This is a genomic window from Chelativorans sp. M5D2P16 (assembly GCF_034427935.1).
GTDB lineage: Bacteria > Pseudomonadota > Alphaproteobacteria > Rhizobiales > Rhizobiaceae > Chelativorans.
Window position 1 is genome coordinate 181,438 of the sequence record NZ_JAXQNM010000023.1, and the last position, 12,983, is coordinate 194,420.

The 12,983-nt window shown below is 63.4% G+C and carries 12 protein-coding genes and 1 tRNA gene; 3 read left to right on the forward strand and 10 right to left on the reverse strand.

Annotation, left to right across the window (positions count from 1 at the left end; genetic code table 11):
* Positions 1-2: 2 nt before the first annotated feature.
* From SIN08_RS10910 to rpiA, 7 genes are all read right to left on the reverse strand, one after another.
* The gene (locus SIN08_RS10910; RefSeq protein ID WP_322451605.1) at positions 3-1,682 is read right to left on the reverse strand and encodes an NAD+ synthase; all 1,680 of its coding nucleotides are present in this window, start codon (positions 1,680-1,682) and stop codon (positions 3-5) included.
* 167 nt (positions 1,683-1,849) lie between these two features.
* Complete coding sequence (locus SIN08_RS10915) at positions 1,850-2,443, reverse strand: hemerythrin domain-containing protein (protein WP_322451606.1); 594 nt, start codon at positions 2,441-2,443, stop codon at positions 1,850-1,852.
* Positions 2,440-2,886, reverse strand: coding sequence for a GFA family protein (locus SIN08_RS10920; protein WP_322451607.1), 447 nt, complete (start codon positions 2,884-2,886; stop codon positions 2,440-2,442). Before SIN08_RS10920 ends, SIN08_RS10915 begins: the two co-directional genes overlap by 4 nt.
* Before the next feature lie 220 nt (positions 2,887-3,106).
* The gene (locus tag SIN08_RS10925; protein ID WP_322451608.1) at positions 3,107-4,483 is read right to left on the reverse strand and encodes a class II 3-deoxy-7-phosphoheptulonate synthase; all 1,377 of its coding nucleotides are present in this window, start codon (positions 4,481-4,483) and stop codon (positions 3,107-3,109) included.
* A gap of 131 nt (positions 4,484-4,614) precedes the next feature.
* On the reverse strand, positions 4,615-6,006 hold the full coding sequence (gene gor, locus SIN08_RS10930; protein ID WP_322451609.1) for a glutathione-disulfide reductase: 1,392 nt from the start codon (positions 6,004-6,006) through the stop codon (positions 4,615-4,617).
* A gap of 116 nt (positions 6,007-6,122) precedes the next feature.
* On the reverse strand, positions 6,123-6,674 hold the full coding sequence (locus tag SIN08_RS10935) for a DUF2059 domain-containing protein (protein ID WP_322451610.1): 552 nt from the start codon (positions 6,672-6,674) through the stop codon (positions 6,123-6,125).
* Between the two features lie 31 nt (positions 6,675-6,705).
* On the reverse strand, positions 6,706-7,410 hold the full coding sequence (rpiA, locus tag SIN08_RS10940; protein WP_322451611.1) for a ribose-5-phosphate isomerase RpiA: 705 nt from the start codon (positions 7,408-7,410) through the stop codon (positions 6,706-6,708).
* A gap of 131 nt (positions 7,411-7,541) precedes the next feature.
* On the opposite strand from rpiA, the gene SIN08_RS10945 reads away from it, so the two are divergent.
* From SIN08_RS10945 to SIN08_RS10955, 3 genes are all read left to right on the forward strand, one after another.
* Complete coding sequence (locus SIN08_RS10945) at positions 7,542-8,237, forward strand: HAD family hydrolase (protein WP_322451612.1); 696 nt, start codon at positions 7,542-7,544, stop codon at positions 8,235-8,237.
* Positions 8,238-8,291: 54 nt separating this feature from the next.
* Positions 8,292-8,366 (forward strand) — tRNA-Val (locus SIN08_RS10950).
* An 88-nt stretch (positions 8,367-8,454) separates the two neighbouring features.
* Positions 8,455-9,909: a TrkH family potassium uptake protein gene (locus SIN08_RS10955; RefSeq protein WP_322451613.1), complete on the forward strand. Its 1,455-nt coding sequence runs from the start codon at positions 8,455-8,457 to the stop codon at positions 9,907-9,909.
* 7 nt (positions 9,910-9,916) lie between these two features.
* On the opposite strand, the gene SIN08_RS10960 is transcribed toward SIN08_RS10955, so the two are convergent.
* The 3 genes from SIN08_RS10960 to SIN08_RS10970 form a co-directional block, all read right to left on the reverse strand.
* Positions 9,917-11,785, reverse strand: a complete 1,869-nt coding sequence (locus tag SIN08_RS10960; protein ID WP_322451614.1) for a L,D-transpeptidase family protein — start codon at positions 11,783-11,785, stop codon at positions 9,917-9,919.
* 199 nt (positions 11,786-11,984) lie between these two features.
* Positions 11,985-12,617, reverse strand: a complete 633-nt coding sequence (locus SIN08_RS10965; RefSeq protein ID WP_322451615.1) for a pyridoxamine 5'-phosphate oxidase family protein — start codon at positions 12,615-12,617, stop codon at positions 11,985-11,987.
* A complete protein-coding gene (locus tag SIN08_RS10970) occupies positions 12,607-12,960 on the reverse strand; it encodes a DUF971 domain-containing protein (protein ID WP_322451616.1) in 354 nt (117 codons plus the stop codon). The genes SIN08_RS10965 and SIN08_RS10970 overlap by 11 nt, the downstream gene beginning before the upstream one ends.
* Positions 12,961-12,983 lie beyond the last annotated feature (23 nt).

Sequence of the window (12,983 nt, forward strand, 5' to 3'; positions counted from 1 at the left end):
CCTTATGTCCGGTCCCGAAACCTGTTTGTGATGGGATAGCGGCGGTCGCGGCCGAAGTTCTTCTTGGTGATCTTCACACCCGGCGCGGCCTGGCGGCGCTTGTACTCGGCGATGTAGAGCAGGTGCTCGATGCGGTGGACCATCTCGCGGTCGTGGCCGCGCGCGACGATGTCGTCAACGGCCATCTCGTTCTCGACGAGGCATTCCAGGATGTCGTCCAGCACCGGATAGGGTGGCAGCGAATCCTGGTCGGTCTGGTTCTCGCGCAGCTCCGCCGAGGGGGCCTTGTCGATGATATTGGCCGGGATCACCTCGCCCGAAGGCCCGAGCGCCCCCGGCGGAACGTGGTCGTTGCGCCAGCGGCAGAGCGCATAAACCTGCATCTTGTAGAGGTCCTTGATCGGGTTGAAACCGCCGTTCATATCGCCGTAAAGCGTGGCGTAGCCCACCGACATCTCCGATTTGTTGCCCGTCGTCACGACCATCGAGCCGAACTTGTTGGAGATCGCCATCAGGAGCGTGCCGCGCGTCCGGCTTTGCAGGTTCTCCTCGGTGACGCCCTCCTGCGTGCCCTCGAAAAGCGCTCCAAGGGCCTCCAGAAAGCCCTCAACGGGCGCTGCGATGGGCACCACGTCATAACGGCAGCCCAAGGCCTTGGCGCAGTCCTTCGCGTCCTTCAGGGAAATTTGGGAGGTGTAGCGGTAAGGCAGCATGACCGCCCTCACCCGCTCCTCACCCAGCGCATCGACGGCGAGTGCGGCGCACAGTGCCGAATCGATTCCGCCGGACAGGCCGAGGACGACATTCTTGAATCCGTTCTTGTTCACATAGTCGCGCAGGCCCAGCAAGCAGGCGCGATAATCCGCCTCCTCCTTCTCCGGAATGACGGACATCGGCCCGTCGGCGCACACCCATGCTTCGCCGTCGCGGCGCCAGGTCGTCACCGCGACCGCCGCCTCGAACTGGCTCATCTGGAAGGCCAGAGACTTGTCGGCCTGTATGGCGAAGGACGCGCCGTCGAAGACGAGTTCGTCCTGACCGCCCAGCATGTTGGCGTAGATGAGCGGCAGGCCGCTTTCGATCACTTGGACGATGGCCACCTGCTGGCGCACATCCACCTTGCCGCGGTAATAGGGCGAGCCGTTGGGTACCAGGAGGATCTCGGCGCCGGATTCGGCCAGCGTCTCGCAGACGTCGAGCTGCCCCCAGATGTCCTCGCAGACGGGGATGCCGAGGCGCACACCGCGGAAATTGACCGGTCCCGGCATGCTCGGCCCCGGCTGGAACACGCGCTTCTCGTCGAACTCGCCGTAGTTCGGCAGGTCGAGCTTATAGCGCTCGGCGATGATCTTTCCGTCATCGAGCACCATCGCCGCATTGTGCACGCCGCTTTCACGCTTGAGCGGGGTTCCGATGACGACCCCCGGCCCGCCGTCGGCGGTCTCCCCGGCGAAATCGGCGACCGCCTTCTCGCACGCCTCGACGAAGGCCGGCTTCATGACCAGGTCTTCCGGCGGGTAACCGGCGATGAACAACTCGGTGAAGAGGACCAGGTCGGCTCCGTGGCGCGCCGCCTCGGCGCGCGCCTGACGCGCCAGGGCCAGATTGCCGGCGATATCGCCGACCGTCGGATTGAGCTGAGCGACAGCGATGCGGATAATCCCGGGAGCGGCGTTCGTCATGCGGAACCTTCTCGACTGCAACACATCATATTGGCTTTCGGCCACCATCCAGCCGTTGGCCGTCCGCGCCATCCCCAAAAAGCCGAAGCTACGTGCGGGATCACGGCTGCTCGGAAAGGATTAGCTATCCTGCGCTGTCGGGCGATGCAAGGATCGCGGGCCGCGCCCTACCCCGTCACGCCGAGCGTATCCTCGCCGCGATCCAGGATGAGCGGGATGATGAGGTCTTCCTCGTCGCTAAGATGCCTGTCGAGCATCGCGATCAGGCCGGCATTCTCGTCGGCATAGGCGTCCGCCGCAAAACGCTGGCGGTCGGCGTCCTGCTGCAAGGCCAGGAGAAACGCCCGCGCCTTGTGGCTGTTGCGCTCCAGCGCCTCGTGTATAACGTGATGGTCGCTGTCTAAAATGTTGAAACCGCGCTCGAGCCGCCGTTCCGCCTTGGCGAAAAGGGGAAAGTAGTGCATGTCCTCGATCTGATGGTGCCCGTGCAGTTGCTGCAGGAAAAAGCGCAACCGCGGACCGAACCAGCGGGCGAACGCAGCCGGTTCCAACCGGCCCTCCCGGTACTCACCCACGCCGGATTGCAACAAGGTGCTGAGCTCGCGGAACATGTCGTGCCGCTGCAGCCAGAACTGTGCCATCTCGCCCAGATTGGCATGCTGCCGCCATTCCTCCCGCGGGTACTTCTCCACGAGAAAGCGCAGATCGTCCGGCAACCGGCTCCGGTTCTCCAGACGCAAATCTTCGGTGAGGTTGATCATTCCTGGCTGTTTCCGGCCTGCGTCGGCTCGTCTGCCACGAGAATGCTGTCGCTCGAGCGTACATGTTGCGGCAACCCATCCTCTATGTCGTAATAATCGCCCTTGTTTGCAACGAAGATGTGCGCTTCGGCCCTCAGTCCGCTCGGCTGCTCGAAGCCGCCGGCAAGGATCGAGGTCACATCAGCGCCATTGCGTTTCCAGAAAAGCGCCGACCCGCAGGTGCGGCAAAATCCGCGCTTGGCGAAGTCGGACGCGGCGTACCACGTAACGTTCTCCGCCCCTTCGATCGCAAGACGGGCGTCGTCCACGTCCGTCGCCGCATAATAGTGGCCCGTCTGCTTGCGGCACTGGGTGCAGTGGCAATAGACAACGCCGCGCAACGGACCGCTGGTACGGAAACGCACGGCACCGCACAGACAAGCGCCATGATTGTTCTGCGTCATGAAAACCTCCAGCGAAAACCCGCGCCACTATGCCATGGCGAAGGCTTCGGCTGCATCGCAAAGTGTTGAACGCTGTGATCAATATGAGCGCGGGCGCGGTTTCACGCCCCTGCGCGCGCATGGGCACAGCGAACGCCTCCGGCATGCGCCGGGCAATGAGAAGCAGTCGATGGCTCCCTGTCCCGCCTGCCGGGCCACACGGGCCCGCGCGGCGTCCGTTCTACCCTGCCGCCACCTTTTGCGCAGGCTGTGCTTCGGCGTCCTTCTTCAGACGCTCCGCGACAAGGAATGCAAGCTCCAGCGCCTGATCGGCATTTAGGCGCGGGTCGCAATGCGTGTGGTAGCGGTCGTGCAGGTCGTCGGCCGAGATTGCGCGGGCGCCGCCGGTGCATTCGGTGACGTTCTTGCCGGTCATCTCGATGTGGATGCCGCCGGGATGCGTGCCTTCGGCCCTGTGGACGTCGAAGAAGGTCTGCACCTCCTTGAGGATGTGGTCGAATGGACGTGTCTTGTAGCCGTTGAGCGAGATGGTGTTGCCGTGCATCGGATCGCACGACCAGACCACTTTCCTGCCCTCCTTCTCCACCGCGCGCAGCAGCTTCGGCAGGCGATCCTCCACCTTTTCCGCGCCGAAGCGGGCGATCAGCGTGAGACGACCCGGCTCGTTCTCCGGGTTGAGCACGTCGATGAGCCCGAGAAGATCATCCGCCTCCAGCGACGGACCGCACTTGAGGCCGAGCGGGTTCTTCACCCCGCGGCAATACTCCACATGCGCATGGTCGATCTGGCGAGTGCGGTCACCCACCCAGATCATGTGGCCGGACGTGGTGTACCAATCGCCGGAGGTGGAATCGACCCGCGTCAGCGCCTCCTCATAGCCCAGGAGAAGCGCCTCGTGGCTGGTGTAGAAATCGGTCTCGCGCAGCGACGGATGGTTTTCGGCATTGATGCCGATGGCGCGCATGAAGTCCATCGTCTCGGTGATGCGGTCGGCAAGGGCACGGTAGCGCTCCCCTTGCGGGCTGTCGGAGATGAAGCCCACCATCCATTTGTGCACGTTCTCCAGGTTGGCGAAACCGCCCTGGGCGAAGGCGCGCAGCAGATTGAGGGTGGCCGCGGACTGGCGGTAGGCCATTTCCTGGCGCGCCGGATCGGGCGTGCGCGAGACTTCCGAGAAGTCGATGCCGTTGACGATATCGCCGCGGTAGGAGGGCAGCGATAGGCCGTTCTTGGTCTCGATATCGGAGGAGCGCGGCTTGGCAAACTGGCCGGCAATGCGCCCGATCTTCACCACCGGCTTGGAGCCGGCAAAGGTCAGCACGACCGCCATCTGCAGGAAGACGCGGAAGAAATCGCGGATGTTGTCGGCGCCGTGCTCGGCGAAGCTCTCGGCGCAGTCACCGCCCTGCAGCAGGAATCCCTCGCCGTTCGCGACGGCGGCGAGCTGCCGCTTCAGCTTGCGCGCCTCGCCCGCAAAGACGAGCGGCGGATAGGTCGCCATACGCGCCTCGACCTCGGTAAGCGCAGCCTTGTCCGGAAACTCCGGAACCTGCTGGATGGGCTTGCTTCTCCAGGAACTCGGCGACCAATTCTTCATTTCTGCACCCGATACGCTGTGCCCGCCAACGGGCGGGCCTTCTCGCGAGCCGCTATTTAGCGAAAGCATGCCGTCGATACTAGCCCACATTTCCGTGCGAAGCGAACAAATGCGGGACGGCCGGCGTCGCGCTACGACGGATCGACGCGTTCGCCGCCGCGCACCAGGTAGGTCGGCTTGTACATCGTCACCAGTTCCTCCGCCGCCGTGGGATGGACGGCCATGGTGCGGTCGAAGACATCCTTGGTGAGCTTTGCCTTGATGGGGATTGCCAGGAGCTGGGCCATCTCGCCGGCGTCCGGCCCCATCACGTGGGCGCCCACCACGCGCCGCGTGGCGGCATCGACCACCAGTTTCATGATCATCTTCTCCCGGCGCCCCGAGAGCGTGTGGCGCATGGGGCGGAAGCTGGCGCGATAGATCTCCAGATCGCCGTAGCGTTCCTGCGCTGCCTCCTCGGAGAGGCCGACCGTACCGATCTCCGGCTGCGAGAAGACGGCGGTGGCAATGTCCTCGTGATCCACCTTCGTCGGATTGTCCCGGAAAACGGTCTCGATGAAGCACATGGCTTCGTGAATGGCGACGGGTGTGAGTTGCACGCGGTCGGTGACGTCGCCGATCGCCCAGATATTTTCGATGCTGGTGCGTGAATGGTCGTCCACCAGGATCTCGCCCTTCACGCCGGTCTCCACGCCGGCTTTCTCAAGGCCCAGTCCTTCGGTGTTGGGGATGCGGCCAATCGCCAGCATGACCTGGTCGAACGTCTCCTTTCCGCCGGATTTCAATTGGGCATCCAGACGGCCGTCGGTGCGCTTTTGAACACTCTCGAAGATCTCGTGGCACAGGATGCGGATGCCCTTGGCCTCCATCGCTTCGTGCACGCCGCGGCGCATGTCGCCGTCGAAGCGGCCCAGGATCTCCTTGCCGCGATAGACGAGCGCCGTTTCCACGCCGAGGCCGTGGAAGATGTTCGCGAACTCGACCGCGATATAGCCGCCGCCCTCGATGGCAATGGAGCGCGGCAGAGCCGGCAGGTCGAACGCCTCGTTGGAAAAGATGCAGTGTTCATGGCCGGGAAGCGCCTGGTGCGGATTCGGGCGCCCACCGGTGGCGACGAGAATGTGCTTGGCCGTAAGCGTGCTGTCGCCAACGCGTACCGTGTGCCGGTCGAGTAGCTCGGCCCGCCCGTCGATGATGCGCGCGCCGGCGGTATCCAGCCCCTTGCGGTAGAGGCCTTCCAGGCGCGCGATCTCCCGGTCCTTGTTGGCGACGAGCGTCGGCCAATCGAATCGCGTTTCGCCCAGCGTCCAGCCATAGCCGACCGCATCGGCGAAATGCTCCGGAAACTGCGACGCGTAAACGAACAGCTTCTTGGGCACGCAGCCGCGGATAACGCAGGTGCCGCCGAACCGGTATTCCTCGGCGATGGCGACACGCTTGCCCATCTGGGCTGCGAGCCGGGCTGCCCGCACACCGCCCGAACCGCCGCCGATGACGAAGAGATCCAGATCAAAATCAGCCATGCCCGCTCCGATGGTCCATTAACTACCCATGCCCTCAGCTATGACGTCAGCGCTGAAAAAGAAAGCCCGGCGCTGCGGCCGGGCTGCTTCAATTTCGCTTGCGCGGTGTGAGCGGCCTATTGGCTACCCTCTTGACCGCCTCCTTGCTCGCCCTGTTCCGGCGCCTGCGTGTCTATCGCGGCCCCGAGCTGCCTGGAAACGGCGTTTGCCAGGTCGCGGACGACGCCGCGGCGCCAGATTTCCGCCGCCTGGAGCACCTCGCGCGTGACGATGGGTCCGTCGGAAAGGAGCTTCTGGCCGGTGGGCGAATTGTAGAATTCGGCGATCTGGTTGAGTTCCTCTTCCGAGAAGACCCGCGCATAGGCCGTCGCCGCCTCGTTTTCCAGGTCGGCGCGGCGGCTGGCAAGCGCGAGAGCCTGCTCGTTCACGGTCGCGCTGATGAGATTTTCCATGTTCGGGTTCTGCTGGATAAGCTCGGCTTTCAGCCTTTGCGCGGCATCCGGCAGAATGCCGTCAAACTCGGCGGTGGCGTCTATGGCCTCTATCGCAGTTCGCGCAGCCTTCAGATGCGTCTGCGAAATCTCTTGGGCCTTGGCGGGCAGCGCGACCGCGGCGATTGCGATCGCCGCGGTAAATGCAACGAGACGAGCGCTTTTGACCAATTCCATTGTTCGTTCCTACTCCGTTGTGGGTTCCGTCTCAGCTCTTCGCGTCGATTGTCCTGATACCGTCCTTGCCGGCGAGGATTGCCAGGTCGGCAAGCCCGATGAAGAGGCCGTGCTCCATGACACCGGGAATCGCGTTCAGCTCGTCGGCGAACGCTCTTGTCGCGGGAATACGGCCAAATGATGCATCGACGATGAAATGGCCGCCATCCGTGACAAACGGCTGTGTACCGGCCATGCGCGTCTCGAGTTCGCCCGTCAGACCGAAACGTCTCCCCGCCGCCTCGATCGCAAATCTGGTCGCCCGCAGTCCGAACGGATTGACCTCGATCGGCAGTGGAAAGCGGCCCAGGCTTTCCACGTGCTTGCTCTCGTCGGCGATGACGATCATGCGACGCGATGCCGCGGCGACGATCTTCTCCCGCAGAAGCGCACCGCCGCCGCCCTTGATCAGAGCAAGGCCGGGGCCGATCTCGTCGGCACCGTCCACCGTCAGGTCGAGTTGCGGTATCTCGTCCAACGTGCTGAAGGGGACGGACAGCTCACGGCACAGTTTTTCCGTGTGCTCGGAAGTCGGCACACCGACTATCTTCAGCCCAGACGTCACCTTCTCGGCGAGAAGCCGCACGAACTCTTCCGCCGTCGAGCCCGTGCCGATGCCGAGCTTCATGCCGTCTTCGACGTGCTGCAATGCCGCGCGCGCCGCTTCTCTTTTCAATGCTTTTGCGTCCGGTGCCATCTCCGCCCCCGATCATCGCAACGCTTCCTAACCGTTTTCACCACGTGCGGCAAACCCCTTCGCCGATGCGGCAGGTTGCGAAGAGAACGGCGCCGGGATAGGGCTTTGGCCACCGCAAGGGGGATACTTGCATGAATTTGCCGATTATCGTCTTCGATCTCGACGGAACGCTGGTGGACACGGCACCAGACCTCCTCGACAGCCTGAACCATTGCCTGCGCAGCGTGGAGCTTCCGGAAGCCGACGCCGGGGAATTGCGCAAATTCGTTGGCTCCGGCGCACGTGTGATGCTGGAGCGTGCCTTCGCAGCGCATGGCCGGCCGCTCGGCGACAGCCAGCTCGAATCGCTGATGGCCCTTTTCATCGAGCACTATACGGCGGGCATGCCCGGCCGCTCGCACCCCTATGCCGGGGCACTTGCGGCTCTGTCACGCTTCGAAGAGGCCGGATACATCGCCGCCGTGTGCACCAACAAAATGGAACACATGGCGCAGCGTCTGCTCGAAACCCTGGGAATCGCAAGCCGTTTCAAGGCGATCTGCGGTGCCGACACGTTCGGCCATCGCAAACCGGATCCGCGCCACCTTACCGATACTATCGCACGGGCCGGCGGCGATCGCGACCGCGCCATCATGGTCGGCGATTCACGCACCGACATCGACACCGCCAGAGCCGCCGGCATTCCCGTCGTCGCCGTCGATTTCGGCTATTCCGACGAGCCGGTGCAGACGTTCGCCCCAAGCCGCGTGATCACGCATTTCGACGACCTCACCGTGCCGCTCGGCGAAACGCTGCTGCGGGCGATCGCCGGAGAAGCGGCATCTTGACTTCGGCATCGCCGCCCTCTTATATCGCCGCGCGTTCGGCGATGTCCGCCGGGCGGGCGCGTAGCTCAGCGGGAGAGCACACCCTTCACACGGGTGGGGTCGTAGGTTCAATCCCTACCGCGCCCACCATTTGCTGCATAAATGACGAGGAACGCGGCCACAGCGACGGGAAATCGCCCACCGGTTTCTTTCGGTCTTTCTTGAAAGCATCCTCCATATGCACGGGTCCGTGATCAGGGCGGCGGCCTTCGTGGCCGCCATTTTCGCGCTGTATATCGCCGGGGCAATGCTGTTGCCGGCGCTGGTCGACCTTTACTACGGGAACAAAGACTGGAAGGTCTTCGCCGTATGTGCCTTCACGACCGGAGCCGTCGCACTGACAGTCGCAGCGGCGACCCGTGACCGAACGCCCATCCGTTCCACGCGTCTTGCCTTTTTCGTGGTCGCGGTCCTCTGGACGACGCTCGGCGTCATCGGCGGACTTCCCCTGTACACGGCATCGCTGCGGCTGGATTTCACCGGTGCTGTCTTCGAATCCGTCTCTGCGATCACCACGACCGGCTCCACGGTGATCTCGGGGCTCGACGACCTGCCGCCGGGCATCCTGTTGTGGCGATCGCTACTTCAGTGGATCGGCGGGCTGGGCGTGATTGCGCTCGGCTTGTTCTTCCTGCCGCTGCTGAATGTCGGTGGCTTTTCCTATTTCCGCATCGAATCGTCCGATATCGAAGACCGCCCCTTCGATCGTCTTGCCAGCTTTCTGCGGGCCCTCGTCGGCATCTATATCGGCCTCACGGCGCTTTGTGCCTTCGCATATGTGGCGGCGGGCATGAGCACGTTCGATGCCGTCAACCATGCCATGACGACGCTCGCCACCGGCGGCTTTTCCACCCACGACGCTTCCTTCGGTTATTTCGAAGGCTCTGCCGTCCTGTTGGTGGGGACGCTGTTCATGATCCTGGGCGCCCTGCCCTTTTCGATTCTCATTCTGTTTATCGTGCGCGGGCGGCTTGATGCATTGCGCGATCCGCAGATCCGCCTGTTCCTGGTCTATACGGTCGTGATTCTGCTCGTGGTGGCGATCCACCGGCGCATCGTGAACGAAACGCCGTTCAGCGAAGCCCTGGTGACGTCGGCGTTCAACATCGTCTCCATCATCACGACCACGGGATACGCCAGCGAGGACTACTCGCTTTGGGGACCCTTCTCGGTCATGGTGTTCTTCTTCGCGACTTTCCTCGGCGGCTGCTCCGGTTCAACCTCCGGCGGCACGAAAGCGTACCGGTTCGTCATCCTGGCGAGAATGCTGCAAAACGGGCTGCGCCTGCTGGTCTACGGACGCGCCATTCAGCCGTTGCGCTACGGGACCCGCGTCGTGGACGAGGAAATGCAGCGCTCCGTCACGCTGTTCGTGATTGCCTTCATCGTGGTTTGGGTCGGCGGCTCTCTGGCGCTGGCGGCCGGCAATGTCGACATCGTCACTTCGATGACGGCGAGCCTTACCGCGCTCACCAATGTCGGCCCGGGCCTGGGCCCGATCGTCGGGCCTGCCGGCAATTTCACGCCTCTCAGCGATTACGCCAAGTGGATCCTGTGCGCCATCATGCTGCTCGGCCGGTTGGAGATCCTGGCCGTGCTCGTGCTCTTCACGCCGACCTTCTGGCGCAACTGAAGCGCCATCAGCTTCCCGGCGCGCGCAACTCCTCGACCTTCGCCAGGGCCGTCGACAGCTTCTCATCCCGCTCATAGATGTCGGGATAGTAGCCCACCTCGTTGGAACGTTCCGGCCAGGCAGTGAAATAGCCGACATAGACGGGGATCTTTTTCGGCAGGTTCCTGCGGCCGTTGCGTCCCGTGCCAATCTCCCGCGCGACCTCATCGGTCGTCGTGTCAAGCACGGCCGCCGCCATGGCGCGGGGATCCTGCAGACGAACACAGCCGTGGCTGTAGGCACGGGTGTCGCGGCGGAAGAGCTGCTTGGCGGGCGTATCGTGCATATAGATGTTGTGCGTGTTGGGGAACATGATCTTCAGTTCCCCAAGGGCATTCTGAGGTCCCGGGCGCTGGCGTACGCTGAAGGGGATGTTGGCGCCGTAGCGGGACCAATCAACGGAGGCGGAAGGCACCCGCCGTCCGGCGGAATTGATCACCTCATAACCGGTGCGGTCCAGATAGCCGGGATCGCGCCGCAGCTTCGGCAGCTTCTCGTTGATCAAAATCGAACGCGGCACCCCCCAATAGGGATTGAACTCCACATATTCGATCTCGTCGTGGAAGAAGTTCGTCTGGTTGGACGGCTTGCCGACCACCGCGCGCATGGAAAGCCGTTCCTCTCCCTCCTCGACAAAGCTTGCTGTGTAGGAAGCGGCGTTGATCATCACCCGCGTGTTGCCGAAGTAGGAGGGATGCCACCGCAGGCGCTCGAGCGCCAGAACCACCTTGCGAATGCGCGCCTGTTTCGATTCTCCGGCCAGGGCCGCGACCGTCTGGCGCCCGACGATGCCGTCCGGATTGAGGTCGTGCGTTCTCTGTGCCGCCTTGATGACCGGCTCCAACTCCGGCATGTAGGTCTCGCTGCCGGCATGGGCGAGCAGCACCGGCCCGTGCTCCGCGCGGAATTCCGCATCCGCGTCGCGCTCAATGATGCGCAGGATCTTGGGAAATTCCGGATGGCTCGCGCCAGGCCGCACGAAGGTCTTGGGATCGACGACGATCTCCTTCTCGGCACTCTCCCGAAGGGCTTTCAGTTCCGCGCGAAGGGTGGCGTAGTATTCATTCTTTGGATGCAACGATTCCAGATAGGCGGCGGGCTTCGGAGAATGCGCGAGCGCTCTCAGCACCCGGCCTTCGTCGAGCGTCTTCTGCGGAAAATCGTGATAGCCGGAAAGCTTGTTGGGATTGATGCGGCCCCGATGCGCATCGCGCGCATAGCGCAAGGCACGTGCGGAAAGCGTCATCTCGAAGCGCAGGAGCGCGGTCTTGCGCTCATCGGCTGCATCCACGGAAGGCTTCGGCGCTGCAAATGGCGTGCTCACGGCGTAATCGGCCTCCAAGAGGCCATATTCGCCGGCGTCCTCCAGGACGCGCAGCACCTCCTTGGCCCGGGCATTGGGCCTGCCGTTCTCGATCCAGATGAAATCCGGATTTTCGGCATAGTAGTTCAAGAGCGCCGCCGAGACCTCCTTTTCCGCAAGGAGATTGATGTCGGCGAAGCCAAGCGCCTCGGCGAAGAGGGATTCCTCGTTAACCTGCTGTCGGAGCGCGGTCGACAAGGAGGAGAAATCCACCTTCACCAGCCCCTCGGGCTTGTAGTTGTAGTAGGAAGGTCCGGAAATCTTCGGCAAGGGCGCCGGCTGGCGCGCCCGGGCTTCCGGCTGCCGGGGGCTCGGCGCTGCTTGGCCGCGCTCCGATTGGGAACGCTGCTGACGTTCGCCGAACAGCATATCGAACAGATTTTGCGCCGCTGCGGCCTCAGGGACGCTCCCGGTGATGGCGATCGTCAACGCCAAGGCTGAAAGGCCGGCTCCCTTTGCGCGCTTTCCAAGCATGAAACTGTCCCCGATCCGGAAATATCGTCACGCCGGCACGGCCCTCTCAAGGACTCACGCCAATGCGCGATTTGCCTAAAACTATACCCATATGGTGAAGCAAGTGTAAGCGATCGCCCATGCGGACAGGGGGAAGCGGCAGTTTTCAAGAAATTGTGACCGAGCGTCCACACTCGATCTCACATCTATCGCGCACCGCCTACCACATGGTCTTGAGCGCGCGCTGCGGCCATTCTGCATCGTACGTGTCGGCGTCGATGGCGCCGCCGCTGAGTTCGCCGAGAATCCGCCCGATGCTCGGCAGTGAGGCCGGATCCACCTGGCTTTCAGCATCCCAGAGCCTGGAGCGGCGGATCGCGCGGGCGCACTGGAAATAGACGCTTTCCACGCGAACGATGATGACCGACCGCGGCGCCTTCTTCTCCACCATGAAGGAAGCGCAGAGTGCGGCGTCGGCGGAAATTCGCGCCGTGCCGTTCACGCGCAGCGTGGTTCCCGAGCCCGGCACGAGAAAGAGGAGTCCGACACGGCCGTCCCGAACAATGTTTCTGAGCGAATCGAGGCGGTTGTTTCCATGCCTGTCCGGCATCATCAGCGTACGCCGGTCATGGATGCGTACGAAGCCGGGCCGGTCGCCACGCGGCGAGCAATCGAGCCCCTCGGGGCCGGCAGTCGCCAGCGTGAGGAAAGGCGAGGCCTCGATGAAGGCGGCATAGGCGGGGATGATATGGTCGGTTTCCTTGACGAGGGAGCCTTCGCCCGGCCGGCCGTAGAGCGTTTCGAGTTCCTCGATCGTCGTAACGGCTCCCGCCTCCCCTGACTTATCGCTCACGGCTCAACCCCTTCTCCTCCAGCTCGCGCAGGTAGTCCTTCCAGCGCGCCGCGCGCTCCCGGCCGAGCGTCGCCAGATAGCTCCAGCTGTACAACCCGGTTTCATGGCCGTCGTCGAACACGATGCGCACGGCGTAATTGCCCACCGGCTCGATGCGCGAAATGGCGACATCCTTCTTGCCGCCGACCGTCACGCGCTCGTCGGGGGAATGGCCCTGCACTTCCGCCGACGGCGAAAACACGCGGAGCACCTCCGCACTCAATTCCATCGGCGACTCGTCCGGAAAGGTTACCGTCAGAAGCTTCCGGTCCTTGGAAACGCGCAGTTCTTTGGGTGGTCGCATGGTTCGCCTCCATCCTTCACCTA

Bases quoted from the DNA above. Each gene is read 5' to 3' on its own strand.
- SIN08_RS10910 (WP_322451605.1), bottom strand. From the start codon at position 1,682: ATGACGAACGCCGCTCCCGGGATTATCCGCATCGCTGTCGCTCAGCTC.
- SIN08_RS10915 (WP_322451606.1), bottom strand. From the start codon at position 2,443: ATGATCAACCTCACCGAAGATTTGCGTCTGGAGAACCGGAGCCGGTTG.
- SIN08_RS10920 (WP_322451607.1), bottom strand. From the start codon at position 2,886: ATGACGCAGAACAATCATGGCGCTTGTCTGTGCGGTGCCGTGCGTTTC.
- SIN08_RS10925 (WP_322451608.1), bottom strand. From the start codon at position 4,483: ATGAAGAATTGGTCGCCGAGTTCCTGGAGAAGCAAGCCCATCCAGCAG.
- gor (WP_322451609.1), bottom strand. From the start codon at position 6,006: ATGGCTGATTTTGATCTGGATCTCTTCGTCATCGGCGGCGGTTCGGGC.
- SIN08_RS10935 (WP_322451610.1), bottom strand. From the start codon at position 6,674: ATGGAATTGGTCAAAAGCGCTCGTCTCGTTGCATTTACCGCGGCGATC.
- rpiA (WP_322451611.1), bottom strand. From the start codon at position 7,410: ATGGCACCGGACGCAAAAGCATTGAAAAGAGAAGCGGCGCGCGCGGCA.
- SIN08_RS10945 (WP_322451612.1), top strand. From the start codon at position 7,542: ATGAATTTGCCGATTATCGTCTTCGATCTCGACGGAACGCTGGTGGAC.
- SIN08_RS10955 (WP_322451613.1), top strand. From the start codon at position 8,455: ATGCACGGGTCCGTGATCAGGGCGGCGGCCTTCGTGGCCGCCATTTTC.
- SIN08_RS10960 (WP_322451614.1), bottom strand. From the start codon at position 11,785: ATGCTTGGAAAGCGCGCAAAGGGAGCCGGCCTTTCAGCCTTGGCGTTG.
- SIN08_RS10970 (WP_322451616.1), bottom strand. From the start codon at position 12,960: ATGCGACCACCCAAAGAACTGCGCGTTTCCAAGGACCGGAAGCTTCTG.